A 26,948-nucleotide genomic window follows, 5' to 3' on the forward strand; every position below is an offset into this window, starting at 1 on the left:
CGCACTCATGCCTTTCCCATCGATTTGGCGGCCGTGTTAATTCACGCTTACGTAAACGTCAACTAGCGTTCCTGCGAGGCCGCTTCACGCCATCTCGAGAATGATGGCATCCACCGCAAGGCTTTCACCCGCCTTGGCGCGCACTGCCTTGACCGTGCCACTCTTTTCCGCGCGGAGGATGTTCTCCATCTTCATCGCTTCGACCACGGCGAGCGGCTGGCCGGCTTCCACCTTGTCACCCTCTGCCACGTGCAGCGCCACCAGCAGGCCGGGCATCGGGCAGATCAGGAAGCGCGAGAGATCGGGCGGCACTTTTTCGATCATGTGCGTGGTATAGGGCGCCAGGCGCGCTGGCAGCACTTGCACCTTGTGGATCGCACCGCGCGTGGTCAGTTGGAAGCCACTGCGCGTGGGCTTGACCTTCACGCCCACTACGTCGCCGTCGACTTCGGCCTCCACCAGCACATCGCCGGGGGTATATTCCATCGCCAAGTCGAGTGGGGTGCCGTCGACGGTCACTTCGTCGCCGGAAAGCGCCACGGCGAACGTCTGCCCTGCCAGGGTGACCGACCATTGCGAGGGCGGGCGCAGGCGCTTGCCCAACTGGCCATCCACCCGGCGCGCACGGTCCGCCCGCGCGGTGGCGAGGAACGCGGCAATGCCGGCCAGCGCGCGTTGCAGATCGGCATCGGCGGGGGCGCCGTGAAAGCCCTCGGGATATTCTTCGGCAATGAAGCCGGTGGTCAGCTCGCCCGAGCGGAAGCGCGGGTGCTGCATGATCGCGCTGAGGAAATCGATGTTGTGGCCCAGGCCCTCGATCTCGAACGCATCGAGCGCGGCGACCTGGCGGTCGGCGGCTTCGTCGCGCGTTTCGCCCCAGGTCACCAGCTTGGCGATCATCGGATCGTAGAACATCGAGACTTCGCCGCCTTCATAGACGCCGTCGTCCACGCGCACGCCGTCCACGCCGCGCCGGGCATTGCCCTGGCCATCGTCGGTCCAGCCGGCCAGCGGCGGGCGATAGCGCACCAGGCGCCCGGTGGAGGGCAGGAAGCCGCGATAGGGATCTTCGGCATAGACGCGGTTTTCAATCGCCCAGCCGTGGATGCCGATATCGTCCTGGGTCATCGCCAGCTTCTCGCCGGCGGCCACGCGGATCATCTGCTCGACCAGGTCGATGCCGGTGATCGCTTCGGTGACGGGATGTTCCACCTGAAGGCGGGTGTTCATTTCCAGGAAGTAGAACGACTGGCCGCTCTTGTCCGCGCCCGAGACGATCAGTTCCACCGTGCCCGCCGAGTAATAGCCCACCGCGCGGGCCAGGGCGACGCACTGTTCGCCCATGGCCTTGCGCATTTCGGGCGTGACGAAAGGGGAGGGCGCTTCTTCCACTACCTTTTGATGGCGGCGCTGGATCGAGCATTCGCGCTCGTTCAGGTAGAGGATGTTGCCGTGCTGATCGCCCAGGATCTGGATTTCGATGTGGCGCGGATTCTCGATGAACTTTTCGATGAACACGCGATCGTCGCCGAAGGAATTCAGCCCCTCGCGCTTCACGCTTTCAAAGCCTTCGCGCACGTCCTGTTCGGAGAAGGCGAGGCGCATGCCCTTGCCGCCGCCGCCGGCCGAGGCCTTCATCATCACCGGATAGCCGATTTCGGCCGCGATGCGCACCGCATGGTCGGTATCGTCGATCTCACCGACATAGCCGGGCACCACGTTGACCCCGGCGGCCTTGGCCAGCTTCTTGGATTCGATCTTGTCGCCCATGGCGGCAATCGCGCCCACGGGCGGCCCGATGAACGCGATGTTTTCGGCAGCCAGCGCCTCGGCAAAGCTGGTGCGTTCCGAGAGGAAGCCATAGCCGGGATGGACGGCATCGGCGCCGGTGGCCTTGCACGCGGCAATGATCTTTTCCGGGATCAGGTAGGATTGCGCGGCCGGGGCCGGGCCGATGTGCACGGCTTCGTCGGCCATCTGCACGAAGGGCGCGCGGGCATCGGCATCGGAATAGACCGCCACGGTGGCAATGCCCATGCGGCGCGCCGTCTTGATGACACGGCAGGCAATCTCGCCACGGTTGGCGATGAGGATTTTCTTGAACATCGTGCTCTCCCGTCCCGTCATTCGCCCAGCGGCGGCATGTTGTGGCCCAGCAGGCGCAGCATGTCGGCCGCGCATTCCACCACGTTGGAGCCGGGCCCATAGATGCCCTGGACTCCGGCCTCGCGCAGGAAGTCATAGTCTTGCGGCGGGATCACCCCGCCGGCCACCACCTTGATATCGCCCCGTCCGGCCTCGCGCAGGCGCTGGATCAGTTCGGGGATCAGCGTCTTGTGCCCGGCGGCGAGCGAAGATGCGCCGATCGCGTCGACATCGCTGGCCAGCGCCAGCACGCAGGTTTCTTGCGGCGTCTGGAACAAGGGGCCGCTGGTCACGTCGAAACCCATGTCGCTGAAGGCAGAGGCGATGACATTGGCGCCGCGATCGTGGCCATCCTGGCCCATCTTGGCGACCAGCAGGCGCGGCTTGCGGCCGAGGCGCCGGGTGACGGCCTCGACGCCCTCGATCACCTGGGCATAGCGCGCGTCGGCCGTATAGGCCGCGCCATAGATGCCCTTGACCGGGGTGGGCGTGGTGCCGTGGCGGCCGAACACGGCCTCCATCGCGTCGGAAATCTCGCCCAGCGTGGCGCGGTGGCGTGCGGCTTCGACCGCCAGGGCGAGGAGGTTGGTGGACAGATCGGGCTTGCTGCCCGCGCTTGCCGCTTCGGTCAGCGTCTTGAGCGCGGCCTGGCAGGCGGCTTCGTCGCGCGTTGCGCGAACTTTGGCGAGGCGGGCGATCTGGCCCGCGCGCACGGCGTGGTTGTCCACCTCCAGCGTTTCGATGCGGTCTTCGCTCGCCAAGCGATACTTGTTGACGCCCACGATGACGTCTTCGCCCTTGTCGACGCGGGCCTGGCGCGCGGCGGCGGCTTCCTCGATCATCGCCTTGGGCCAGCCGGCGGCGACGGCCTTGGCCATGCCGCCTTCGGCCTCGACGCGTTCGATGATGGCCCAGGCCTGGTCGACCAGCTGCTGGGTGAGTGCCTCGATGTAGTACGACCCGCCGAGCGGATCGACCACGTTGCACATGCCGGTTTCTTCCTGGATCACGATCTGGGTGTTGCGGGCGATGCGCGCGGAAAAGTCGGTCGGCAGGGCAATCGCTTCATCCAGGGCATTGGTGTGGAGCGACTGGGTGCCGCCCAGCATCGCGGCCATTGCCTCGATCGTGGTGCGAATGACGTTGTTGTAGGGGTCTTGCTCCTGCAGCGAGACGCCCGAAGTCTGGCAGTGGGTGCGCAGCATCTTGCTGCGTTCGTCCTTGGCGCCCAGTTGCGTCATGGCGCGGTGCCACAGCACGCGCGCGGCGCGCAGCTTGGCCACTTCCATGAAGAAGTTCATGCCGATGGCGAAAAAGAACGACAGGCGCCCGGCGAACTTGTCGATATCCAGGCCCGAGGCGACGCCGTACTTCACATATTCCATGCCATCGGCGATGGTGAAGGCCAGTTCCTGCACTTGCGTGGCCCCGGCTTCCTGCATGTGATAGCCGGAAATCGAGATCGAATTGAACTTGGGCATCTTCGCGCTGGTGAAGGCGAAGATGTCGGAGATGATCCGCATCGAGGGCTCGGGCGGATAGATATAGGTGTTGCGGACCATGAACTCCTTCAGAATGTCGTTCTGAATGGTTCCGTCCAGCAGATGGGTGGCAACGCCCTGTTCCTCGCCCGCGACGATGAAGAACGCCAGGATCGGGATTACCGCGCCGTTCATCGTCATCGAGACCGACATCTGGTCGAGCGGGATGCCGTCGAACAGGATCTTCATGTCCTCGACGCTGTCGATGGCGACGCCGGCCTTGCCCACGTCGCCCACCACGCGCGGGTGATCGCTGTCATAGCCGCGATGGGTGGCGAGGTCGAAAGCGACGGACAGGCCTTTTTGCCCGGCGGCCAGGTTGCGGCGATAGAAGGCGTTGGATTCCTCGGCGGTGGAGAAGCCGGCATATTGCCGGATCGTCCAGGGTCGGCCGGCATACATGCTGGCGCGCACGCCGCGCGTAAACGGCGCAAAGCCGGGCAGGCCCGGATCGGTCGTCACGTCGCCGGCGGTGTAGAGCGGTTTGACCGCGATGCCTTCGGGCGTGTGCCAGGTGAGGTCCTTGCCCTTCACTTCCTTGGCGGCGAGGGCTTCCCAGTCCTTAATGGTCCCCACGGGGTGTCTCCATGATTTCGGTGAGCTGGCCCAGCATGTCCTTCGGGTGCAGGAAGAAGATCGGCGTGCCGTGCGCGCCGATGCGGGTGGGGCCAAGGATGCGCTTGCCCTGGGCGGTGAACCAATCGCGCGCGGCCTCGATGTCTGCCACTTCATAGCAGAGGTGATGCTGACCGCCGGCCGGGTTCTTGGCGATAAAGCCGGCGATCGGGCTGGTCTCGCCCAAGGGCTCGATCAGTTCGATCTGCGTGCCTGCCGTGCCGGCTTCGCCCGGCGTGTTGACGAACGCCACTTTCACGCCCTGTTCGGGCATGTCGAACGGCGCGGTGATCAGGCTCGCGCCCATCACGTCGCGGTAATAAGCGATGGCGTCCTGCATCGAGGGCACGGCCACGCCGACATGGTTCAAACGACCCAGTTTCATGGGTTTGCCTGCCTTCGTTAGAGCGGGATGTTGTCGTGCTTCTTCCACGGGTTCTCGAGGGCCTTGCCGCGCAGCTTGCGCAGGCCCAGCGCGATGCGCCGCCGCGTGGAGTGGGGGTGGATCACCTCGTCGACAAAGCCCTTGGCCGCCGCCACGAAGGGGTTGGCAAAGCGGTCTTCGTATTCCTTGGTCTTGGCGGCGATTTCCTCCGTGCCCAGGCCCCGGAAGATGATCTCCACCGCGCCCTTGGCGCCCATCACCGCGATTTCGGCGGTGGGCCAGGCATAGTTGAAGTCACCGCGCAAATGCTTGGAGGCCATCACGTCATACGCGCCGCCATAGGCCTTGCGCGTGATCACGGTGATCTTGGGCACGGTCGCCTCGCCATAGGCGAACAGCAGCTTGGCGCCGTGCTTGATGATGCCGTTATGCTCTTGCGCGGTGCCGGGCAGGAAGCCGGGCACATCGACGAAGGTGATGATCGGAATGTCGAACGCGTCGCAGAACCGCACGAAGCGCGCGGCCTTCTTGGACGAGTTGATGTCGAGCACGCCGGCCAGCACCAGCGGCTGGTTGGCCACCACGCCCACGGTGCGGCCTTCGATCCGGCCGAAGCCGCAGAGGATGTTGGCGGCGTGGCCAGGCTGGATTTCGAAGAACTCGCCTTCGTCCAACACTTTGGCGATCACTTCGTGCATGTCATAGGGCTGCGCGGCCGACGCCGGGATCAGCGTGTCGAGGCTTTCGTCGAGGCGGTCCCACGGGTCGGACGTGGGCCGCTCGGGCACGCCGCTGCGGTTGGTGAGCGGCAGGTAGTCGAAGAATTCGCGCGCCGTCAGCAGCGCCTCGATATCGTTTTCCAGCGCGAGATCGGCCACCGAGGTCTTGGTCGAGTGCGTCACCGCGCCGCCCAGCTCTTCCTGGGTGACGATCTCGTTGGTCACCGTCTTGACCACATCGGGGCCGGTGACGAACATGTAGCTGGAATCTTTCACCATGAAGATGAAGTCGGTCATGGCCGGGGAATAGACCGCGCCGCCCGCGCAAGGCCCCATGATCAGCGACAGTTGCGGCACCACGCCCGAGGCCAGCACGTTGCGCTGGAAAATCTCGGCATAGCCGCCCAGCGAAGCGACGCCCTCCTGGATGCGCGCGCCGCCTGAATCATTCAGGCCGATCACCGGGGCCCCCACTTTGAGCGCCATATCCATGATCTTGCAGATCTTCATCGCGTGGCGTTCGGACACAGCGCCGCCGAACACGGTGAAATCCTGGGAAAACACGAAGACCAGGCGGCCATTGATCGTGCCCGATCCGGTGATCACGCCATCGCCGGGAATGCGGTTTTCGGCCATGCCGAAATCGACGCAGTTGTGTTCGACATAGGCGTCGATCTCTTCGAAGCTGTCCTCGTCCAGCAGCACGTCGAGCCGCTCGCGCGCGGTCAGCTTGCCCTTGGCATGCTGCGCGTCGATCCGGCGCTGGCCCCCACCCAGGCGCGCGGCGGCGCGGCGGCGTTCCATCTCGGCAATGTTGGCTGACAAGGGGCACCTCTCGCTTTGCAAGTTTGCAGAATTGATCCCGCGATGCCGCAGGGCGGGGGCGCTGTCCAATGTTAATCTGCAAAGTTGCAAAGCCCTACTTTGCAAACACGGGGCCGCGTGATAGCCGATGGCCATCATGGCACGCCGCCCCCTCTTTGCCGGCACTCCCTTGCGCGCGCTGCGCCAGCGCCGTGCCTTGCGCCAGGCCGACATGGCCACGCTGCTGGGCATCAGCGCGAGCTATCTCTCGCAACTGGAAAACGACGAGCGGCCGCTGACCCCGGCACTGACCGACACGCTGATGGCCACGTTCCCGGTGGACTGGGCCGACCTGGCCCCGCCAGCGGCCGACGACCTGGGCGAGGCGCTGCGCGGTGCGCTGGCCGATCCGCATCTTTCGGCCAGCCCGCCGGGCGAGCAGGTGGAGCGGCTGGCGCGCCAGTTTCCCGATCTGGCGCGTCAGGTGGTGCAACTGCACGGGCTGTATACCCAGACCCGCCAGCGGCTGGACATGATGGACGAGACCATCGGCGCCAGCCTGGCCGCCGGCGGCCGCCTGCCATGGGAGGAGGTGCGCGACTGGTTCCACCACGCCAACAACTATGTCGACGTGCTCGATCGCGCGGCAGAGGAGCTGGCAGCGCGGATCGGGCAAGGGGAACCTTCGCCCGACATCGCCCAGATGCAGGCCTGGCTGGGGGGCGAGGGCGTGGCCGTGGTGTGGCGCGGCGGTGGGCCGGTGCGGCGTTATGACAGGCGCGCGCGGGTCCTGACGCTCGATTCCACCCAGCCGCTCGAATCCAGCCGGTTCCAGCTGGCCTATCAGGTCTGCGCGATGGCGCTGGCCGATGCCATTGCCCAGATCGTGGCCGAGGCCCCCTTGCGCAGCGAAGCGGCGCGGCACTTGCTGGCGGTGGGCCTGGGCAACTATGCCGCCGGCGCGCTGACCATGCCCTATACTGCCTTTGCCCAGGCGGCGCGCGCGCTGCGCCACGATGTGGACCGGCTGCGCCAGCCGTTCCACACCAGTTTCGAGCAGGCCTGCCACCGCCTTTCCACGCTGCAACGCCCGCAGGCGCGCGGCATTCCTGTGTTCTTCTGCCGAGTGGACATGGCCGGCAACGTGACCAAGCGCCATTCGGCCACGCGCCTGCAATTTGGCCGCTATGGCGGGGCCTGCCCCTTGTGGATCGTGCACGAGGCGGTGGCCATTCCCGACCGTATCCATGTGCAGCTCGCCGAAATGCCCGATGGCGTGCGTTATGTCTCGATCGCCAAGGGCCTGGTTAAGCCATCGGGATCGTACTACCGCCCGTCGCGCCGCTATGCCGTGGCGCTCGGGTGCGAGGCGGCGCTGGCCAGCGAGTTCGTCTATGCCGATGGCCTGAATCTGGCCAGCGAGGAAGCGGTGACGCGCATCGGCGCCTCGTGCCGCACCTGCCCGCGCGACACCTGCGACCAGCGCGCCTTTCCGCCCAGCGACCGGGCCATCGCGGTCGATCCGGCGCAGCGGGATCACGTGCCCTATCGCATCGTCACCGGGTAGCGCGATAAGACCGAATCGGTGGCTTGGGCGCGATGGGTTAACGTGGCGCTAGGCATCCTGTGTTGGGATTTTGGCTTCGGTTAAATTCGCATTGTTCGGCAAAACCCTGCAAAACCGGGGGCTTTGCTGGGCTTGATGGCCGCCGAGAAGGCATTTGTTAACCATTGTCTGCAACACCTCTGCGTAGATTACTCAGGGGTTTGGGCTATGCGGGCAGATGCAAAGGTCTTGTTGGAGCGGCTGGGCAAGAGCGACTTTCGCTATCGCGAATTCGTCGATCGCTTTGCCGACCTGGAAAGCTGGCCGATTTTCGAAGCCCTGCTGAAAGATCCGCGCATCATGCCGCAGGAAGAGGTTTCGGCCATCGAAGCGGCCGAGCCAGGCGACAGCGCGCGGATGCCCGCTCCACGGGCCCAGGCCCGTGCGGTGGTGGCCCCGTCGCCGGCCGCGGCCAAGCCGCGTGAAGCCGAAGCCGCTGCCAGCCTGTTTGGCCGCTATGGCCGCCCCGAACGCGCCCAGAACATCCGCTCGCTGCTGCAACGCCTGTCCGATGCGGTCGAGGGGGGAGACGCCTGATGGCCCTGATCCTGTTCCACAGTCCGCGTGGCGGCACCGGCAATTCGTTCCTGGCGGCGACCACGGCGATTGCTCTCTCGCGCGCCGGGCACGACGTGACCGCGCTCGATTTCGCGCAGAGTGGCACGCTGCAATTGCATTTCGGCATTGGCCCCGGCGAGGCGCTGCCCGCGCTCGATGCCCCGGCCGAGGAAGCGGCCAGCGCTTCGGTCCAGGGCGTGGCTCTGCGCAGCGCGGCGGCACTGGCCCGGCAGGACGATTTTGCGCAAGGCCTGGCTGCGGGCGAAATCGGTTTTGATGGCGAGCAGCTGTTCGTGGCCGATATCTCCAGCGGTGACCAGCACTTGCGCGATCTGCTGCTGCCCTATGCCGATCTGGAAATCTGCCCGCTGACGGCCACGGCCGAATGCCTGATGATGCTGCCGGCGGTCAACGATGCGGGCCTGGCCAAGACCCGCTTCGTGATGAGCATGGTCGAAGACACCCGCCGCTTTGCGCGCCATTCGGTGGGCTTCCTGCGCGAACTGCTGGGCGACCGCCTGCTGGGCCAGGTGCGGCGTGACGAATCGGTGATCGAGGCGTGCGCCATGCTCCAGCCGCTCGGCCGCTATGCCCCGCACAGCGCCGCCTTGGCCGACACCATTGCGTTGGGCGAAAGCGTGGCCGACCTGCTGGTCGACATTCTCGATGCCGATGGCGGCGCACCGCTGCCCGATGACACCGCCGGCGCTGCCCCGGCAGGCCAGCCTGGAAAGAACCGCGCCGCATGATCGCCTTGCTTCGCAACCCCGCACATCTCGTGCGCCTGGGCACGTTCATCCTGCTGGCGCTGACCGCACTGGTGGTGATCGGCGTGCCGCTCGATCTCAAGCAGCAGTGGATGCTGGCCGGTGGCACGATCGTGGGCATGATGGCCCTGTCGCGCTGGAAATCGCGCAAGGGCTCGCTGGCGATCGGCATCCTCGCGATCATCACCTCCACCCGCTATATCTTCTGGCGCACCACGCAGACGCTGTCGTTCGGCACACCGCTGGAATTCCTGTTCGGCACCGGGCTGTACCTGGCCGAACTCTATGCCTGGGTGCTGCTGATCCTGGGCTTCCTGCAGACCACCTGGCCGCTCAACCGCCCGGTGGTGGAAATCGAAGGCGAGCCCGACACCTGGCCCACGGTGGACGTCTATGTCCCCACGTATAACGAGAGCCTGGAAATCGTGCGCAACACCGTGTTCGCCGCGATGGACATGGATTATCCGCACGACCGCTTCAACGTCTACATCCTGGACGATGGCCGCCGCCCGGAATTCCGCGCTTTCGCCCGCGAGGCAGGCTGCGGCTACATCACGCGCGACAACAACCTGCACGCCAAGGCCGGCAATCTCAACGCCGCGATGAAGAAGACCGACGGCGAACTGATCGCGATCTTCGATTGCGACCACGTGCCCACGCGCGCCTTCCTGCAGCTGACCGTCGCCTATTTCCAGAAGGAGCGGAAGCTGGCGCTGATGCAGACGCCGCACTTCTTCTATTCGCCCGATCCGGTGCAGCGCAACCTGGCCACGGCCAAGAACATGCCGGGCGAAGGCGACCTGTTCTATGGCCCGGTGCAGGGCGGCAACGACCTGTGGAACGCCACGTTCTTCTGCGGCAGCTGCGCGGTCATCCGCCGCGAAGCGCTGATGGAAACCAACGGCTTTGCCGGCGAGACGGTGACCGAAGACGCGCACACGGCCCTGAAGCTGCAGCGTACCGGCTGGTCCACCGCCTATATCGGCGCACGCCTTTCGGCGGGCCTGGCCACCGAACGCCTGGTGCTGCACATCGGCCAGCGCATCCGCTGGGCGCGCGGGATGACGCAGATCCTGCGCATCGAGAACCCGCTGATGGGCCCCGGCCTGAAGTGGCAGCAGCGGCTTTGCTATCTCAATGCCATGCTGCACTTCCAGTTTCCGCTGCCGCGCATCTGCTTCCTCACCAGCCCGCTGGCCTATCTGATCTTTGGCCAGAACATCATCGCGGCGTCCGCCTCGCTGATCTTTGCCTATGCCGCGCCGCACCTGTTCTGTTCGCAGGTGACCAGCGAACGCTCGCAGGCCGGCGAACGCCGCCCGTTCTGGGGCGAGGTCTATGAAACGATCCTGGCGTTCCACCTGGTGGCGCCCACGGTGATGACCTGGTTCAACCCGCGCAAGGGCAAGTTCAACGTGACCGACAAGGGCGACCTGCTCGATCGCACGTTCTTTGACTGGGCGATCGTCAAGCCGCACCTGATCTGCATGGGCACGATCGTGTTCGGCATCGCGCTGGCGGTCATCAAGCGGGTGTTCTTCCAGCACCTGTTCAACGTGCAGCTCGATACCCTGGCGCTCAACGTGGCCTGGGCGCTGTTCAGCCTGATCATCCTGACCGCTGCTGTCTCGGTGGCGCGCGAAACCCGCCAGGCCCGCCAGACCATTCGCGTGAGTGCCGAACTGCCCGTGGCGGTTCACTTTTCCTCGGGCCACGTGGTTGATGGCACCACGATCGACATCTCGATGGGTGGTGCGGCCATCGAACTCCCGGCCGAACTGCCGGTGGGCGATGCCACGGTCACGGATATCGTGCTGGCCATGGGTGACGATCGCCTGGCCGTGCCGGTGGAAACCGTGCGCCGCACGCGCGGACGGGCCTATGTTCGCTATCAGCCGCTTGACACGCTGGGGCAGCGCAGGCTTGTTCGTGCCGTTATGGGACGGGCGGACGCCTGGCAGCGCGCCGCGCCGCCGGAAATCGTACCCGGCCTGCGTTCGCTGAGGGATATTCTGTTGGTCGATGTCTTGACGATCAAGCGCATGCTCATGCTCAACCGTGCCGAACGCAAGGCTGCCAAGGAAGACCAGCGCAGGGCGGCAGAAGCGGCCAAGGCCGCCGCGCGGCTGGCGCAGGAGCAGGCGCAGGCCGACGCTGCGGCCGCGGCCGGCAAGGAAAAGCGCAAGAAGCGTTCCGCCCTGGCGGCTGCTGCCGCGATGCTGCTGGCCCTGCCGCTGGGCAGCGGGCTGCTGGCGCCGCAGCAGGCGCAGGCGGCCCCGGTTGCCGCGCCGGCGGCGGCAGCGCCGGCTGCGAACGGTGGCGGCGGCGTGGCGCGTGAAAGGCTCACGTTCAAGGACCTGCGCATCAAGAACGCCGTGCGCCTCCAGGGCACGCGCGGCGAAATCTCCATCCCCTTTGGCGTGCGCAAGAACCAGGTGGTGACCGATGCGTCGATCACCCTGCAACTGGCCTGGTCCCCGGCGATGCTGGGCGATCTGTCGCAGCTGGTCGTGCTGGTGAACGGCGAAGTGGTGCAGACCGTGCCGCTGCGCCCGCAGGATTCGGGCGGCCAGGTGCTGACCCTGCCGATCAACCCGGCACTGTTCCTGCCTGGCGACAACCAGCTCAACCTGCGCCTGATCGGCCACTATGCCCGCGATTGCGAAGACCCGTTCAATTCGGTGCTGTGGGCCAATGTCAGCAACACGCGCTCGTGGCTGGACATCACCACCCAGGCGCTGCCCAACGTGCCCGACTTGTCGCGCCTGCCTGGGCCGTTTTTCGATCGCGCCACCAACACCACGCTGAAAATGCCGTTCGTGTTCGCCGGCCAGCCGCACAAGGGCGAACTGGAAGCGGCTGCGGCCATGGCCGGCTGGCTGGGCTCCATGGCCAGCTATCGCGGCTTTTCGTTCCAGCCGCTCTATGGCCAGATGCCGACCGGCAATGTCATTGCCTTCCTCAAGGCCGGGCAGAGCCTGCCGGGCTTGAACATTCCGGTCACCGGCGCTTCGGCGGTGGTGGTGCGCAACCCGCGCGACGCCTTTGGCACCGTGCTGGTGATCATGGGCCGCGACGATGGCGAACTGCGCGTGGCGGCGGCGGCCGTTTCCTCGGGACGCGGCGTGTTCGGCGGCGCCAAGATGAATTTCGACGGCGCGCGCGTGCCCACCTATCCGCGCTATGGCGCGCCGCGCTGGATCACCACCGATCACGCGGTCAAGCTGGGCGAGATCATGGAGCCTTATGCCCTGCAGGGCATGGGCCTGCCGCCTGGCCCGCTGACCGCGCGCTTCCGCGTGGCGCCCGACTTGTTCTTCTGGCCGCGCCAGGGGGGCACGCTCAACCTGACCTATCGCTATCCGCTGGCCAAGTGGATGGACCGCAAGGCCTCGCGCCTCGACATCTCGATCAACAGCCAGTTCCTCAAGACCCTGCCGCTGGCCGGCAGCTGGTGGAGCGACTGGTTCGGAGCGAAGGGCGCCAAGAGCTTTGACGGATCGGCCAGCCTGACCCTGCCGCGCTATAACCTGTTCGGGCAGAACGACCTGGTCTTCGATTACAACCTGATCCTGGCCGACAAGCAGAAGTGCACCGGCACGCTGCCCGACAACGTGCGCGTGGCGATCGATCCCACGTCCACCATCGACCTGAGCCACGCCTATCACGCGCTGGAAATGCCCGACCTCGCCACTTTTGCCGGGGCCGGCTATCCCTTCACCATCCGCCCCGACCTGGGCGAGACGACCGTGCTGATGAGCCGCAATCCCACCCCGGCATCGGTGCAGGCGTTCCTCAATCTCATGGGCCGCTTTGGCGACAGCACCGGCGTCGCCCCCACCGGGGTGACCGTGGCCGAAGGCATCGACCCCGATCGCCTGGCCGGGCAGGACATCCTGGTGATCGGCAGTTCGGCCATTGCCGGCGCCGGCCAGGTCTTTGCCAATGCACCGCTGCATTGGGACGGGCGCGGGCTGAAAGTGTCGGAAAAGAGCCCGCTGCAATATGTCAGCTCGCTGTTTTCCGATCGCGGCCTGACCAACGAGGCCGATGTCGAGCCGATGATCCACGCCGCGCGCGGCTTTGCCGGCATCGTCAGCTTCCAATCGCCCTATGCTTCCGACCGCACGGTGGTGGCGCTGGTGGCCGATGACGCCGCCGATCTGCCGCCGCTGGTCGATGGCATGGCCGACGCCAAGATCAACGCGCAGATCCAGGGAGACCTGTCGGTGACCACCGGCGATGGCATGGCGAGCTTTGCCATCGGGTCCACTTATTGGGTGGGCAGCCTGCCGATCTGGATGAAAGTGGCGTTCTGGTTCAGCCAACGCCCCTTGCTCATGGCGTTCGGCACGCTCATTCTGGCGCTGGGGCTGACCGGCCCTGCCTATGCCTACTTCCGCCGCCAGGCCCGCTTGCGCCTGGGTGCAAAGGATGAATGAGATGTCCGCCGCCAACGCTTTCCCCCGTGCCGCTGTTGCCGTCATGCTGGCCTCTGTCGCTCCGCTCGCGGTGCCCCAGGTGGCCTTTGCCGAAGTGCCCGGGGTCAAGGCCCTGATCGCGCAGGGGCTCTATTGGAAAGCCAAGGGGCGGCAGGATCTGGCCGAGCAGGCCTTGCGCCGGGCGCTGGCGCTCGATCCCGGCAATGCCGAGGCACGCCGCGCGCTGGCAGGCGGCGCGCCGGCACCGGCAGCCGCGCCGGCGAAAGTGGCCGCAGCGCCCAAGGCCGCGCCGGCCAAGCCGGCCCCGCGCCCGGCGCCTCGCCCGGCCGTGGCCCGCGCCGCGCCACAGCCTGCCCCCCGCCCGGCGCCCGTGGCCCAGGCCGCGCCTGCCCCGCGCCAGCGCGCCGCCGACGCTGCGGGCAAGCAGCGCATGGCCGGGTTCGACGCGCTGGACGACAACAACCTGGATGCCGCCGCCAGCCGTTTCCAAAAGGCGCTGGGCGTCAACCGCAACGACGGCGATGCGCTGGGCGGTCTTGGCATCGTGCGCCTGCGGCAAAGCCGTTTTGCCGAAGCGCGCGATCTGCTCGAACAGGCTTCGCGCCAGCCCAATCCGGGCCGCTGGGCCGAAGCGCTGGCGGCCGCGCGGTTCTATGCCGGGATGGACGAAGCGCGCACCCTGCTGGCGCGCGGGCAGACCGACCAGGCCCAGGCCACCGCCGAAGCGCTGGTGCGCTCGGGCTTTGCCCAGACCGGGCCGGCGCTGGAACTGCTGGCCGATATCTATGAACGCCAGGGCCGGTTTGCCGACGCGGCCGATTTCTATCGCCAGGCCGCCGAAACCGCCGGCGCGCAGACCGACCAGCGCCTGCAAAGCCGCGCCGCGCGTGGCCGCGCGCTGGCCGCCGTGGCGCGGGGCGATGATCTGACCGCCGAGCAGGAATTCCAGGGCGGGCTGATGCTGGATCAAACCGATCCGTGGATCCGCTATGAATTCGCGCGCTTCCTGATCCGCCATGGCCGCAGCATCGAGGCGGAATCGCTGATCGGCACGCTGACCCAGGCGAGCGATCCCGATGCGCTTTACGCCGCCGCGCTGATAGATGCCGATCTGGGCCGCAATGCCGCGGCCGAAGCCCTGATCGATCGCGTGCCCGAAACCCAGCGCACCCCGGCGATGCGCAACTTTGCCCTGGGCATCAAGACCGATAGCGCGATCGAACGGGCCAAGGCGATGGCCGCGAACGGCCAGCGCGACCAGGCGATTGCCGCGTTGCGCCAGCTTGGCGCGATCAAGACTCTGCCCGCCGCGCGCCGCGCCGCGATTGCCAGCGCGCTGTTCGACCTGGGCGATGGTGTGGGCGCCGGGCAGTTTGCCCAGCAGGCGATGAGCGGCGATATCGGCGACCTGGATGGTTATGACGCGGTGGTGCGCGTGCTGGCCAAGACCGGGCGCGACGACCTTGCCCGCGCCGCGCTGCAAAAGGCCGCGACGCTGGGCAATACCTCGCCCGAAGGACAACGCACGCTGGCGCGCATGTCGGCGGGCCTGGCGGTTGGGCAGGCCGATCGCCTGCGCCTCAACGGCCAATATGCCCAGGCTTTCGACGTGCTGCGCGGGGCCTGGGGCTCTGCGCCCGATAGCCTGGAAATCCTCTCGGCCCTGGCGCGGCTCTATCAATCGGGCGGCATGTCCGCGCGCGCCGCGCAGACGTTCCAGATCGTGCTGACGCGCGACGGGCGCAACCGCGACGCGCTGCTTGGGCTGGCGCAGACCGCGCAGGCCGCCGGCGACAAGGATCTTTCGCAAAGCGCGGCAACCCGCGCGCTCCAGGCCTTTCCCCAGGACTACCAGGTGCGGCTGACACTGGCCCAGGTGGCCCAGGCGCGCGGCGATCGCAGCACGGCGGTGCGCCTGTTGAAAGAGGCCCGCGCGCTCTATGCCCGGCAAACCGGCAGCAACGGCATCGATGCCTTTGGCGGCAACCCCTTTGCCGCCGATCCCATGGGCGTGGCGAGCGGGAACCCGTTCCGCGACCAGCCGGCCGCGCAGCCCCAGCCGCAGATCAATCCCTTTGCCCTGGGGGGCGGCACCCGCCTGCCCACGGCGCAAGTCGTGCCGATGACGGGCGGCTTTGGCGGCGCTCCGGCCTATGCCGCACCGGCCAGCTTTGGCGCGCCCGCCTATGGCGCCGCACCGGGCCTGGGCACGGCAACCGCCTATGCGGCGCCGGGCTATGCTGGCGGCGCAGGGCAGGGCGGCAACGCGCGATCGGTGATGGATGGCGGCAACAGCGGCGGCGGCTATGCGGCGTCTGGCGGCTATGCCGCGCCGTCTGCTTATGCTGGTCAAAGTGCACTGCCGGCGCCGGCCTTTGGCGCCCCGGCGTTCGGCACGGCCCCGGCGCCGGCCGCTTCGCCGTTCGGTGATGCGGCAGCGCCGCTCGCTGGCGGTGGCCCGGTCGATCCGGTCATGGCCAAGATTTCGGGCGACATTGCCCAACTCACCCGCGAAAGCGGCCCGCGCATCGACCTGGGCACGTCGTACCGCGAGCGCAAGGGCGAGACCGGGCTATCGCAATTGAGCGACCTGCGCGGATCGGCCGAGATTTCCACCGGCCTGGCCGGTGGCCGCGTGCGCGCCCGCGCCGAAGCGGTGGTGATCGATTCTGGCCGGCCGACCGGATCGGGCCTGGCGCGCTTTGGCACCAATGCCACGATCGAGGCGCAGGCGATCGTCGACCAGAAGGCTTCGGCCCTGGTCCAGGCCGAGACCCAGCACCAGTCGGGCCTGGCCTTGAGCGCCGGCTATGACAGCAGCGTGGTGCATGCCGATGTCGGCACCACGCCGATCGGGATGGGCAAGACGCAAGTGTCGTTCCACGCCGGGGTCACGCCCAGCCTGGGCAACGGCACGCAGGCGCAGGCCTGGGTGGAACGCCGCCCGGTGACGGACAGCGTGATTTCCTATGCCGGCACCCGCGATCCGGTTTCCGGGGAGACCTGGGGCCAGGTCATGCGGCTGGGTGGCGGCGCCGGGCTTTCGGTCGATCGCAATGGCAGCGGAGCATATGGCACCGTGGCCTACAACCGCTACCGCGGCACCAACGTGCGCAAGAACCATGGCGTCGAAGCCAATGTCGGCGGCTATCTGCGGGTCTATCGCACCGAACATTCGGCGCTGACCAGCGGGATCAACGTCAACTACCAGTCCTATGACAACCCGCAGAACTACTTCACCTATGGCCATGGCGGCTATTTCAGCCCGCAGAGCTTCCTCTCTGTCAGCTTCCCGGTGCGCTACAGCCTGGACAAGGACCAGTTGAGCCTGCGGGCGGCGGTGACCCCGGGCTATCAGAGCTACAGCCAGAAGGACGCTGCGCTCTATCCCACCGACGATACCCGCCAGGGCCAGCTCAACGTGCTCAAGTCGCAGGATAGCGACGTGCGTGCCCGCTATGACAGCCTGAGCAAGACCGGCTTTGCCCTCTCGGCCGAGGGCTCGCTCTATTACCAGATCAGCCCCTCCACTCGGATCGGGGGAGAGGCCAGTTACAACACCTTTGGCAGCTATGACGAGCTTCGCTCGACCATTGGCATCCGCCAGAGTTTGGGAGCAACCAAATGATGTTTGAGGACCCAAAGACACCGCGCGTGTCGAGCGCGTTTCGCGCCACACCGCCCGCCGGCGCCAGTTTCCTGGTGGCCATGATCGCCCGCGAACTTTCCAGCGCTGCCACCGAAGAGCAGAGCCACGGCTTTTACGTGGCCGTGGGCAAGCGCATCGCGGCGGTCGTACCGCTTGATGACGTGGAAGACCTGGGCACGATGACCACGCGCATCAACGCGCTGTGGGCAACGCTTGGCTGGGGCAGCGCGGTGGTGACGGTCGAGGACAGCGCGCTCGTGGTGCGCCAGGAAGGTCTCTATCCCGAAACCGAAGCCGAGATCGCCGACCCATGGAAGGCGCTGCTGCCGCCCTTGATGGAAGGCACCTATGACACGTGGTTCCGCATGATGGGCAGCAGCCATGCGCTGGCGACCACGGCGGAATGGAAAGGGCAGACGCTTGAAATCCGGCATGGTCGTTAAGTCTGTTGGTGCGGGCGCCAGTGATGCCAAGACTGGTGGTGAGATCAATCGGCGCGGGTTCGGTTTCGGATTGTTGGTGGCGCTGACGGCAGCTTGTGCGCCGGGACGGCAAAGCAAGGCCATGGGCAGCAACAGCGACTGGGATACGTTCAAGGCCCGCTTTCTCGATCCCTCGGGCCGGATCGTCGATCCGCAGAACGGCGGCATCAGCCACAGCGAGGGGCAGAGCTATGGCTTGGTGCTCGCGCTGGAGGCAGGCGATCGCGCCGCATTCGAGCTGATCGCGGATTGGACGAACGACAATTTGCTGCGCAGCGACGTGGCGCTGCATGCGTGGAAATACGATCCCAACAGCCCGGATCGCGTGCCCGATCGCAACAATGCCGCCGATGGCGACATCCTGATCGCCTGGGCCCTGCAGCGCGCCGCGCAGCATTGGGGCGTGGCCGAATGGCGCACGCGCTCGACCGCGATCCGCGCGGCGATCCGCCAGCGCCTGGTGGTCGATCGCTTTGGCATGAAGCTGTTGCTGCCGGGGCTGGAAGGCTTTCAGGAAAACGGCCGGGTGATCGTCAACCCGTCGTATTTCATCTGGCCCGCGTTCCGCAGCTTTGCGCAGTGGGATGGGCCCGGCGTGTGGCAGCAATTGTCAGACGATGCCACCACGATCGTGGCAGGCGCGCGCTTTGGCCAATATGGCCTGCCCGCCGATTGGGTGGAAGTGGCCGGTCCCGGCCAGTTCGCGCTGGCACCCGGCCACGATCCGCGCTTCGGCTTCGATGCCATTCGCGTGCCGCTCTATGCCCTGGCCGGCAACCGCGCCAGCCTGGCCAAGCCGGTGGCCGATTTCTGGCGGCAATGCCTGGCCCAGGGTCAGCCCATTCCCGCCTGGATCGATCTCAACACCGGAGAGCGCGCGCCCTATGCCATTTCTAACGGCGGTGCGGCGATTGCCGCCAAGCTGATCGGCACCCAGCCGCCGCTGGGCCTGGCGCAGGAGTATTACGGCGCTGCCCTGCAGATGCTGGTCGGCGCCTTGGTCTGATCGTGGCCTGGTGGGCAAACGTGGCCCCGGTTTCAGCAAAGATAACAACATCTGAAACTATTGCGGATGGGCTTGCCAAGCGGCGCGGGCAAGCCCACCTTGCGGCAAATGACCGAAGAAGAAATCAATCGCCAGCTCGTCAATCGTAAGTTTTACAAGGCCGAGCAGGAAGCCGGGTTCGCGCAAAGCCACCCCAAGATCACCCCACAGCAGCAAGATCCGGCCTATCGCCTGGCCTTTGGCGATACCGATTTCCTCCTGCGCGAGGAGCTGCGCCCGGTGCGGTTCCAGCTGGAACTGCTCAAGGCCGAAATGCTGCTGGAAGAGGCCGACATCGGCTCGACCCTGGTGATGTACGGTTCGGCCCGCATCCCGGCGCCCGAAGCGGCCGAAGCCGCGCTCGCCACGGCCACCACGCCCGAACGCAAGGCCGTGATCGAGCGGCTGGTGGCCAAGTCGAAGTATTACGAAGAGGCGCGCAAGCTCGCGCGCTATGCCTCCACCTGCGGTGTGGTGGAGGAAGGCAAGCGCCAGTTCGTGGTCTGCTCGGGCGGTGGCCCCTCGATCATGGAAGCGGCCAATCGCGGCGCGGTGGACGTGGGGGCGGATTCGATCGGCCTCAACATCGTGCTGCCGCACGAACAGGCGCCCAACCCCTATGTGACCCCGCACCTCTCGTTCCAGTTCCACTATTTCGCGCTGCGCAAGATGCACTTCCTGATGCGCGCGCGGGCCGTGGCGGTGTTCCCCGGCGGGTTCGGCACCTTCGACGAATTCTTCGAACTGCTTACCCTGATCCAGACCGGCAAGATGAAGCCCATTCCGGTGCTGCTGTTCGGGGCGGACTATTGGAACAAGGTGATCAACTTCCGCGCCATTGCCGAGGAAGGGGTGATCAATTTCGAGGATCTCGACCTGTTCAAGCCGGTGGAAACCGCCGAGGAAGCCTGGGCCGAGATCGTCAAGTTCTATGAACTGGATTGCGGCGGGGAGTAAGGCCTGAGCCCCTCCACCACCCGGTGCGCCGGCGGCCTCCCTCCCCATTGCATGGGGAGGATCGGGAAGGTCTTCCTCGCTTGGCGGGGAGGCGGCCGCCGGCAGGCTGGTGGAGGGGCCGCCTTTACAGACGCACCGCGTAATGCCCCATCGGCCCATGCCCGCCGCCCAGGCCAGGCGCGGCCAGGAGGGCGGCGCGCACGAAGGCGCGGGCGCGCTCCACCGCCTGTTCCAGCGATGCGCCGCGCCCCAGTTCGGTGGCAATCGCGCTCGATAGCGTGCAGCCGGTGCCATGGCTGTGGCGCGTGGCGATACGCGGGGCGTGCCACAGGCGCGGCTGGCCGCCCGGCACCACCAGCCGGTCTTCCACCACCGGCCCGGTGGCATCGCCGCCCTTGGCCAGATAGGCAATGCCGCGCGCGGCCATCGCGGCGTCTCCGCCCAGGGCGGCAAGCTCGGGCACGTTGGGCGTGGTCAGCGTGGCCAGCGCCATCAGCCGTTCGAACCCGGCGATGGTGGGCGCGTCGGCGAGCGCTGCGCCGCTGGTGGCGATCATCACTGGATCGAACACGATCGGCACGCGCAAGGCTTCCAGGCGATCGGCCACCACGGCGGCAATGGCGGGCGAGCCGAGCATGCCGATCTTGACGGCATCGACGCCGATATCGGCCACGCAGGCATCGATCTGCGCCGCGACCATTTCGGGCGCCACCGCCACCACCGCGCTGACCCCCAGGGTGTTCTGCGCGGTCAGCGCGCAGATCGCCGTCATGGCAAAGCCGCCCAGCATCGTGATGGTCTTGATATCGGCCTGGATGCCGGCACCGCCACCCGAATCCGAACCGGCGATGGAGAGGATGCGTGGTGGCATGGTCATCGTATGTCTTTCAGGCCCACAGGAACAGCAGGGCCACCGCCGTCATCGCCGCCGTGGCCACCCAGCCCAGCGCGGCCAGGGCAGGGGAGATGACCAGGTGGCCCATGGCGCGCGGATTGCGCGCGATCAGCATGGTGACGACCATCAGCGGCGGGGCCAGCAACCCGTTGATCACCGCGGTCCAATAGAGCGCGCGCATCGGGTTGATGCCAAGGAAATTCATGCCCAGGCCGGCAAACGTCGCCAGCGCGATGGCCACATAGAATGCGCGCGCATCGCGCGGCGCCCGGTCCAGCCCTTCGTTCCAGCGCAGCGCCTCGCTCAGCGCATAGGCAGCCGAGCCGGCCAGCACCGGCACCGCCAGCAGCCCCGTGCCCACGATGCCCAGCGCAAACAGGGCAAAGGCCAGATCGCCGGCAAAGGGGCGCAGCGCCATGGCCGCTTGATCGGCCGACGTGATATCGAGAATGCCATGCGCGTGCAGCGTCACGGCGGTGGCGATGACGATGGCCTGCGCGGTCAGGTTGGAAAAGCCCATGCCCACCAGCGTATCGGTGCGGATGCGGCGCAGTTCCGGCCCGGCCTGGCGCGGCGCGAGATAAAGCGGGCGGACGTGGCGGCGGCGCTGCTCTTCCACTTCCTGCCCGGCCTGCCAGAAGAACAGGTAGGGGCTGATCGTGGTGCCCAGCAGCGCCACCAGGCCCATGGCGTGATCGTGGTCCAGCGCAAAGGCGGGCACGGCCATGCCGCGCAACACGGCAGGCCAATCCACCGGCGTGGCGCAGAGCACGGCGATATAGGCAAACAGCGAAAGCGTGGTCCACTTGAGCACGCCGGCATAGCGCGCATAGGGCACCAGCACTTCGAGCGCGACGCTGACCACGGCAAAGCCCAGGGTATAGAGCAAGAGCGGGCCGGGCAGCAGCAGGTGCACGGCCGCCGCCATCGCGCCCAGGTCTGCCCCCAGGTTGATCACGTTGGCCACCAGCAGCAAGGCGACCATGCCGCGCAGCAGCCACGGCGAATAGTGGCGGCGCAGGTTGGTGGCGATGCCCCGCCCGGTGGTGGCGCCGATGCGGGCACAGATCGCCTGGATCGCGGCGAGCAGCGGAAAGGCAAAGACCATCGCCCACGACAGCGAAAAGCCGAACTGCGCGCCGACCTGGCTGTAAGTGCCGATGCCGCTGGGATCGTCGTCGGCCGCACCGGTGACAAGGCCCGGTCCCAGCGCGGAAAAGATCGAGCCGCCTTTCCGCGTTTCCTGGGCGGGCGGTTCGGTCATGGCGTGGGTGCGGTGATCGCGTCGAGCACGCGGGCCTCGATCTCGTCACGCGGCAGGCCGGCAGGGATCGTCTCGCCAATGACATAGCGGATCGTGCCGCGCCGCTTCCACACCCGGTGGTAGAGCGCCCCGCTGTGGACCGCGACGGGCACCACCGGCAATGACAGGAGCTTGTACAGCCCGGCAAAGCCCGATTGCAGCGGCACGCGCTGGCCCACCGGCACGCGGGTGCCTTCGGGAAAGATCACCAGCGGGCGTCCTTCGGCCAGGCGCGCGCGAGCGTGGCTGAGCATGGTGCGCAGCGTCTTGGCGCCAGCCTCGCGCTCCACCCCGATCAGGCCATAGGCCCAGCCGGCGCGGCCCCACACGGGAATGCGCATCAACTCGATCTTGGCAAAGATGCAGGGGCGGTGCAGCACCTGGGGCAAATCGATCGCCTCGAAAAAGCTTTCATGGCGCAGGGCATAGAACACCCCTTCCTGGGGCGGCGTGCCCACCACTTCCACCTTGATGCCCAGCACATGGCGCACCAACGCGCGATGCACCATGGTCCAGGCCTGAACCATCGCCGGCACGCCGCGCGGCGCCAGCCACAGCACCACGATCATCACCAGCAGCAGCGCCACGGTGAAGCCATAGAACAGAATGTAGAAGATCACGCTGCGCGCGATTTCGGCCAAAGTCGGGGGATTTTCGTCCACGCGTTCGTCACCATCCCGCCAGCCACGCCACCATGCGGGCCAGCAGCTTGTTGTATTCCAGGAACAGGATCTTGAGGCTGGGGCGCGATGGCACGGCATCGCGCACGATCACCAGCCCCTTGGGCGCCACCACCCACAAATCGAACGTGGCGCGGCGCATGTGCCAATCGGTGGTGACCAGCCGCACCGAGCGGATCTTGGCCTTCGCGATCCAGTCGGCTGCCTCGCGCGCGTTGGATCGGGTATCCACGGAATCGAAGCCCAGCGTGATGCAGCAGGCAAGCTGCGCGGGATCGACCTTGTATTCGGCGGCGAATTCGCCGGGCCGCACCTGGCGGTCCACGCCGCTGACCAGCATGGTCTGTGCCTTGCCGGCGTGCAGCATGGCCAGCGCGCGGGGGATGCGCCCGCCGCCGCCGGTCAACACGACGATGCCGTCGGTGCGCACGCTATCGCTGGCCGGCTGGGGGAGGAACCAGGCAAACCACAGGAAGCCCAGCACCCACACCAGCAGCAGCGCCGAACCGATCCGGCGGAAAAGGCCCCGTGGCTTTCTCATGACGCAACTGTTCTCATGGGGGTGGGGTATCGCATGGCCATGGGCGTTATACCATGCGCCGCAGGGCAGAGAGCACGGTAAGCCGCGCGGTAACCATCACCAGCAGCACGCCGGCGATGGGAATGCCGGCCAGCACCACCCAATCGGTCCAGGCGAGCGAACCTTGGGCGACCATGCCCGATCCCAGCGCGGCAAACTGCCGGCCCAGGCCCAGTACCGTGATCACCCCCGCAAGCAGGCCCACCACGCCGCCCATCGCCGCGTCCGTGGCCATCGAGCGCTGGAACACGCGGGCGATCTGCACGTCGGTGGCGCCCAGCATGTGCACGATCTCGATCGTTTCGCGATGGGTGCCCAGCGCATTGCGCGCGGCCAGCAGCACCGCCGATACCGTGGCAAAGGCAAACAGCGCGATCAGGCCGCCCGCTGCCCATTGCAGCGCGCCGATCGCGCGGAACACCGGAGCCAGCCAGCTGGATTGGGCATCGACCCGCGCGGCGGGCGCCTTGGCCACCACCGCCGTGCGCAACGCGGTGAGCCGGGGCGGGGTGGCAGCGCCCGCCAGGCGCACGTCGATCAGCGCGGGGATCGGCAGGTCGTCGAGGTCATCGCCGGTGCGCGTGCCCAGCCACGGTTCGACCAGTGCATTGAGCTGGTCTTGCGGCACAGCCGCGGCGCTGACCACGCCGGGCGCACGGGACAGCACGGCGAGGGCCGCTTCGGCTTGGCGTTGCCGCTCGGCCGGGGCGGCCGAGACGATCTGGACCGTGACCCCGCCTTCCAGGTCGGCGCTGGCCGCCTGCGCGGCATGGCGCAGGGCCAGCGCGCTGGCAGCGGCCACCACGGTCAGCGCGATCATGATGGCAATCACCCAAGGCATCGGCCCGGACAGGCGCGCTTCGGGCAGCAGCGGGGATTCGCCCTCGCCGCCCCAGGCGCGCAGCGTGCGGGGCAGGGACGCAGCCAGGCGCTTCATGGCAGGAGGTTCCCGCCCGCAGGGCCGGGGCCGATCAGGCTGTCGGGCGCGCTTCCCCCCTCGATCGGGCGGCGCGGGGGATAGCGCAGCGCGCCGGTGGGGTCGGCCAGCTTGCCCTTGTCCAGCCGCATGATCAGCGAATCGGGCACTTTGCGGATCAGGTGCAGATCGTGGGTGGCCACCACCACCGTCGTGCCCAGGCGATTGAGGCTTTCGAACAGGCGCAGCAACTTGATTGCCATGTCCGGGTCCACGTTGCCGGTCGGCTCGTCGGCCACCAGGATGTCGGGGCGGGCGATCACGGCGCGGGCGATGGCTACGCGCTGCTGTTCCCCGCCCGAAAGCGTGGCGGGGCGCGCCTGGAAACGGTCGCCCAGTCCCACCCATTCCAGCATGTCGGACACCGGCTTGGCGATGTCCTTTTCGCTTTGCCCGGCCACGCGCAGCGGCAGGGCGACGTTGTCCCACGCCGAAAGATGCGGCACCAGGCGGAAATCCTGGAACACCACGCCGATGCGGCGGCGAAAGCCGGGCAGGCGTTCGCGCGGCAGCGTGATGGCGTCGGTGCCGAACATGCGGATCAGCCCGCGCGAGGGGCGCCCGGCCAGGTAGAGCAGCTTGAGCAGGCTGGTCTTGCCCGCGCCGCTGGCGCCGGTGAGGAAATAGAAGCAGCCTGGGTAAAGCGTGAACGAAACGTCGGCCAGCACTTCGCGGCCGGCACCATACCGCAGCCCGACATTGTCGAACTGGACAATCTCGGCGGCGGGTTGGTTCATGGAAGTAAGGTCAAGCCCCGTTCGCGTGTTTGGTCGATCGCCAGCGGCGCAGACCATGCCGGCGCACTCGCCGATTGGCAATGTGCCGCAGCTGCGCGATTGGCAATAGGGCCTATACGCGTCAATGCATGTGGAAAAAAGGGCGCATGGGCGTTTTGCCCCCTTGCTCCCTATTGTTTCAGCCCCTCTCGCCATGCTTAGACCGTTTCCATGATAATCGCCTGTCCCGCCTGTGCGACGCGCTATGTCGTTCCCGACAGTGCGATCGGTGTGGACGGCCGCACCGTGCGCTGTGCCAAGTGCCGGCACAGCTGGTTCCAGGCCGGCCCAGAACTGCCCGCGCGCCCATCGCCCGATGCTCCCCCTGCATCATCCGGGGCGGGATCGCCCGCAGCCGCGCCGGCCGAACGGCCCGCCCCGGCACCCCGGACAGAGCCTGTAGCGCCAGCACCGGCAGCCGCGCCACCGCCCGCTGCCGAAACACCGCCGGCCCCCGCGCCCCGTGCCGAACCGCCGCGCCAGCCCGCGCCACCGGCCAGTGAATTCGTCTCGCCGGTGTCCAGCTTCGAGCACGAGCCCCCGTTCCGCCCGCGCCGCAATCCGGCGCGGCTGTGGACGGCGGCCGGCGTCACCTTTGCCCTGGCTGTGGCGGCGATGATCGGCCTGGTATCCTGGCTGGGCCTGCCCGATTGGCTGCCGGTCAACCGCCCCACGTTCGGCAATGGCAGTCCCGACCTGGTGCTGTCGTTCCCGCCCGCGCGGCAGGACCGGCGCACGCTGCCCAACGGCACGGCCTATTTCGGTGCCAGCGGCACGGTGACCAACGTGGGCAAGGACCTGCGCGAAGTGCCGCCGATCCTGATCGTGCTGCGCGATGCGCAAAACCGCGTGGTCTATACCTGGGATGTCGCCCCGCCCAAGGACAAGCTGCGCCCGGGCGAAAGCGTGACGATCAACGAAGCGGTGACCGATGTGCCCAAGAGCGCCAAGTCGGCCGAAATCGGCTGGAAGCCCGAATAAGCCCGAACCAAGCGCGCCCTGGGGATAAAAAAGTGTTCGCCCCTGTTGCAGGCCCCCAAATCCCCTGCTAGGGGCGCGCTCCTACCCCGACGGGATCTGGCCCCAGGCCATGCCCCGGATGCGATATGCGGTCGTGGCGGAATTGGTAGACGCGCAACGTTGAGGTCGTTGTGGGCGAAAGCCCGTGGAAGTTCGAGTCTTCTCGACCGCACCAGCACCCATCCCAGGGCTGCTCATGAAATCTCCAAATGGCTGAAAACAGCCATTTCTTGCCTCACCGCAACCCAACGTGTATCCTCCCAGTGCCCGCAAAACGGGGGACCAGACGGGGGACTGAAACCGCCCCGTTTCTCCCCGCTGAGGAAAGGTTCTGTGCAGCAGCGCATTTGCTGCGCGCCGCGACGACCGGCCAGGAACCTGGTATCAATTCAGCCGATCAGTCCAGCAACCGCGGCCCCTCGCACAGCTTCGACGATGGCGTCGGTCGTCATGCGCAGGCGCGGAACCAGGGTGGGTGACGCGATCCAACAGCGCGTGGATCGGCAGGTGACCGGCCACAAGTTCTTCCAGGACCGAGACGAGACTGCCATCGGCAATCGCACCGCGGGCAAGCCAATATGGGACCAGCCCCAATCCCTGCCCGGCGCGGATCGTCGAAGGCGTCAGAAGACTGCCGTCGAGCACCATTTTCGGTTCTAGCTGGATTGTTATGAGACCACGGCGCCAAGGCGGCGGGCGATAATCCTCGGAATTTCCGGCAATTCGCCGATCTGCACCACGAGATCGATATTGTCCTTGGCAAGATAAAGGCGGGCACGATCACATGCGTGCCTAGCAAGGAGGGGAGGAGCAACGCGAGAGCGCCTACGATCACTGGCAAAGGCTGTGCCTCGTCCAACGACCGGCACATGTCTCGGAACAGGCGCACGCCGCGCTGGTCCCGCGCGACATGTTCAGCGACAGGTTGCCTGCCAGGACCAGACAGCGGCTTTAGCCGGCCGTGCTTCGCACCGCGACGGCAAAGCATTGCCGGTGCGGTAGT

At 67.0% G+C, this 26,948-nt stretch carries 19 protein-coding genes and 1 tRNA gene; 10 read left to right on the top strand and 10 right to left on the bottom strand.

Annotation, left to right across the window (positions count from 1 at the left end; all coding sequences use genetic code 11):
- Positions 1–84 precede the first annotated feature (84 nt).
- The 4 genes from FHW94_RS11640 to FHW94_RS11655 are packed head-to-tail and all read right to left on the bottom strand — an operon-like array spanning position 85 to position 6,230.
- A complete protein-coding gene (locus FHW94_RS11640; RefSeq protein WP_168555967.1) occupies positions 85–2,106 on the bottom strand; it encodes an acetyl/propionyl/methylcrotonyl-CoA carboxylase subunit alpha in 2,022 nt (673 codons plus the stop codon).
- A gap of 17 nt (positions 2,107–2,123) precedes the next feature.
- Positions 2,124–4,262, bottom strand: coding sequence for a methylmalonyl-CoA mutase (gene scpA, locus FHW94_RS11645; RefSeq protein WP_168555968.1), 2,139 nt, complete (start codon positions 4,260–4,262; stop codon positions 2,124–2,126).
- Positions 4,249–4,686, bottom strand: a complete 438-nt coding sequence (gene mce / locus FHW94_RS11650; RefSeq protein WP_168555969.1) for a methylmalonyl-CoA epimerase — start codon at positions 4,684–4,686, stop codon at positions 4,249–4,251. The genes scpA and mce overlap by 14 nt, the downstream gene beginning before the upstream one ends.
- A 17-nt stretch (positions 4,687–4,703) precedes the next feature.
- Positions 4,704–6,230 carry an acyl-CoA carboxylase subunit beta gene (locus FHW94_RS11655; protein ID WP_168555970.1) on the bottom strand — a complete coding sequence of 509 codons (1,527 nt, stop codon included), beginning with the start codon at positions 6,228–6,230 and terminating at the stop codon, positions 4,704–4,706.
- A 136-nt stretch (positions 6,231–6,366) separates the two neighbouring features.
- Between FHW94_RS11655 and FHW94_RS11660 the strand changes: the two genes are divergently transcribed.
- From FHW94_RS11660 to FHW94_RS11695, 8 genes are all read left to right on the top strand, one after another.
- Positions 6,367–7,776, top strand: coding sequence for an XRE family transcriptional regulator (locus tag FHW94_RS11660; protein WP_210425611.1), 1,410 nt, complete (start codon positions 6,367–6,369; stop codon positions 7,774–7,776).
- A 207-nt stretch (positions 7,777–7,983) separates the two neighbouring features.
- Complete coding sequence (locus FHW94_RS11665) at positions 7,984–8,352, top strand: hypothetical protein (protein WP_168555971.1); 369 nt, start codon at positions 7,984–7,986, stop codon at positions 8,350–8,352.
- Positions 8,352–9,122, top strand: a complete 771-nt coding sequence (locus FHW94_RS11670) for a cellulose synthase operon protein YhjQ/BcsQ (RefSeq protein ID WP_168555972.1) — start codon at positions 8,352–8,354, stop codon at positions 9,120–9,122. The genes FHW94_RS11665 and FHW94_RS11670 overlap by 1 nt, the downstream gene beginning before the upstream one ends.
- Positions 9,119–13,582: a UDP-forming cellulose synthase catalytic subunit gene (gene bcsA, locus FHW94_RS11675; RefSeq protein WP_168555973.1), complete on the top strand. Its 4,464-nt coding sequence runs from the start codon at positions 9,119–9,121 to the stop codon at positions 13,580–13,582. Before FHW94_RS11670 ends, bcsA begins: the two co-directional genes overlap by 4 nt.
- 1 nt (position 13,583) lies before the next feature.
- Positions 13,584–17,210 carry a cellulose biosynthesis protein BcsC gene (locus tag FHW94_RS11680; protein ID WP_246866076.1) on the top strand — a complete coding sequence of 1,209 codons (3,627 nt, stop codon included), beginning with the start codon at positions 13,584–13,586 and terminating at the stop codon, positions 17,208–17,210.
- Positions 17,207–17,674, top strand: a complete 468-nt coding sequence (locus FHW94_RS11685) for a hypothetical protein (RefSeq protein WP_168555975.1) — start codon at positions 17,207–17,209, stop codon at positions 17,672–17,674. The genes FHW94_RS11680 and FHW94_RS11685 overlap by 4 nt, the downstream gene beginning before the upstream one ends.
- Positions 17,675–17,795: 121 nt before the next feature.
- On the top strand, positions 17,796–18,719 hold the full coding sequence (locus FHW94_RS11690; protein ID WP_246866077.1) for a glycosyl hydrolase family 8: 924 nt from the start codon (positions 17,796–17,798) through the stop codon (positions 18,717–18,719).
- 108 nt (positions 18,720–18,827) lie between these two features.
- Positions 18,828–19,715, top strand: coding sequence for an LOG family protein (locus FHW94_RS11695; protein WP_168555977.1), 888 nt, complete (start codon positions 18,828–18,830; stop codon positions 19,713–19,715).
- A 124-nt stretch (positions 19,716–19,839) separates the two neighbouring features.
- On the opposite strand, the gene thiD is transcribed toward FHW94_RS11695, so the two are convergent.
- Genes thiD through ftsE form a run of 6 tightly spaced genes read right to left on the bottom strand, consistent with a single transcriptional unit; the run spans position 19,840 to position 24,886 of the window.
- Entirely contained in the window at positions 19,840–20,592 is a 753-nt protein-coding gene (gene thiD / locus FHW94_RS11700) for a bifunctional hydroxymethylpyrimidine kinase/phosphomethylpyrimidine kinase (RefSeq protein WP_168555978.1), read from the bottom strand.
- A gap of 10 nt (positions 20,593–20,602) precedes the next feature.
- Entirely contained in the window at positions 20,603–21,874 is a 1,272-nt protein-coding gene (locus tag FHW94_RS11705) for a divalent metal cation transporter (protein ID WP_168555979.1), read from the bottom strand.
- A complete protein-coding gene (locus FHW94_RS11710) occupies positions 21,871–22,575 on the bottom strand; it encodes a lysophospholipid acyltransferase family protein (protein WP_349237506.1) in 705 nt (234 codons plus the stop codon). Before FHW94_RS11710 ends, FHW94_RS11705 begins: the two co-directional genes overlap by 4 nt.
- Before the next feature lie 7 nt (positions 22,576–22,582).
- Positions 22,583–23,134, bottom strand: a complete 552-nt coding sequence (locus tag FHW94_RS11715) for a YdcF family protein (RefSeq protein ID WP_168555981.1) — start codon at positions 23,132–23,134, stop codon at positions 22,583–22,585.
- Between the two features lie 46 nt (positions 23,135–23,180).
- On the bottom strand, positions 23,181–24,110 hold the full coding sequence (locus FHW94_RS11720; protein ID WP_168555982.1) for a cell division protein: 930 nt from the start codon (positions 24,108–24,110) through the stop codon (positions 23,181–23,183).
- On the bottom strand, positions 24,107–24,886 hold the full coding sequence (ftsE, locus tag FHW94_RS11725; protein WP_168555983.1) for a cell division ATP-binding protein FtsE: 780 nt from the start codon (positions 24,884–24,886) through the stop codon (positions 24,107–24,109). The genes FHW94_RS11720 and ftsE overlap by 4 nt, the downstream gene beginning before the upstream one ends.
- Positions 24,887–25,096: 210 nt before the next feature.
- Here ftsE and FHW94_RS11730 point away from each other — a divergent pair, with 210 nt between their 5' ends.
- Together FHW94_RS11730 and FHW94_RS11735 are read left to right on the top strand one after the other, a co-directional pair.
- Positions 25,097–25,906, top strand: coding sequence for an MJ0042-type zinc finger domain-containing protein (locus FHW94_RS11730; protein ID WP_168555984.1), 810 nt, complete (start codon positions 25,097–25,099; stop codon positions 25,904–25,906).
- Between the two features lie 127 nt (positions 25,907–26,033).
- Positions 26,034–26,120: transfer RNA gene (locus FHW94_RS11735), tRNA-Leu, on the top strand.
- Positions 26,121–26,948: the final 828 nt, after the last annotated feature.

The organism is Novosphingobium sp. SG720 (assembly GCF_012275365.1).
GTDB classification, from domain to species: domain Bacteria; phylum Pseudomonadota; class Alphaproteobacteria; order Sphingomonadales; family Sphingomonadaceae; genus Novosphingobium; species Novosphingobium rhizosphaerae.

Bases quoted from the DNA above. Each gene is read 5' to 3' on its own strand.
- FHW94_RS11640 (WP_168555967.1), bottom strand. From the start codon at position 2,106: ATGTTCAAGAAAATCCTCATCGCCAACCGTGGCGAGATTGCCTGCCGT.
- mce (WP_168555969.1), bottom strand. From the start codon at position 4,686: ATGAAACTGGGTCGTTTGAACCATGTCGGCGTGGCCGTGCCCTCGATG.
- FHW94_RS11660 (WP_210425611.1), top strand. From the start codon at position 6,367: ATGGCACGCCGCCCCCTCTTTGCCGGCACTCCCTTGCGCGCGCTGCGC.
- FHW94_RS11665 (WP_168555971.1), top strand. From the start codon at position 7,984: ATGCGGGCAGATGCAAAGGTCTTGTTGGAGCGGCTGGGCAAGAGCGAC.
- FHW94_RS11670 (WP_168555972.1), top strand. From the start codon at position 8,352: ATGGCCCTGATCCTGTTCCACAGTCCGCGTGGCGGCACCGGCAATTCG.
- bcsA (WP_168555973.1), top strand. From the start codon at position 9,119: ATGATCGCCTTGCTTCGCAACCCCGCACATCTCGTGCGCCTGGGCACG.
- FHW94_RS11680 (WP_246866076.1), top strand. From the start codon at position 13,584: ATGTCCGCCGCCAACGCTTTCCCCCGTGCCGCTGTTGCCGTCATGCTG.
- FHW94_RS11685 (WP_168555975.1), top strand. From the start codon at position 17,207: ATGATGTTTGAGGACCCAAAGACACCGCGCGTGTCGAGCGCGTTTCGC.
- FHW94_RS11690 (WP_246866077.1), top strand. From the start codon at position 17,796: ATGGGCAGCAACAGCGACTGGGATACGTTCAAGGCCCGCTTTCTCGAT.
- FHW94_RS11695 (WP_168555977.1), top strand. From the start codon at position 18,828: ATGACCGAAGAAGAAATCAATCGCCAGCTCGTCAATCGTAAGTTTTAC.
- thiD (WP_168555978.1), bottom strand. From the start codon at position 20,592: ATGACCATGCCACCACGCATCCTCTCCATCGCCGGTTCGGATTCGGGT.
- FHW94_RS11705 (WP_168555979.1), bottom strand. From the start codon at position 21,874: ATGACCGAACCGCCCGCCCAGGAAACGCGGAAAGGCGGCTCGATCTTT.
- FHW94_RS11715 (WP_168555981.1), bottom strand. From the start codon at position 23,134: ATGAGAAAGCCACGGGGCCTTTTCCGCCGGATCGGTTCGGCGCTGCTG.
- FHW94_RS11720 (WP_168555982.1), bottom strand. From the start codon at position 24,110: ATGAAGCGCCTGGCTGCGTCCCTGCCCCGCACGCTGCGCGCCTGGGGC.
- ftsE (WP_168555983.1), bottom strand. From the start codon at position 24,886: ATGAACCAACCCGCCGCCGAGATTGTCCAGTTCGACAATGTCGGGCTG.
- FHW94_RS11730 (WP_168555984.1), top strand. From the start codon at position 25,097: ATGATAATCGCCTGTCCCGCCTGTGCGACGCGCTATGTCGTTCCCGAC.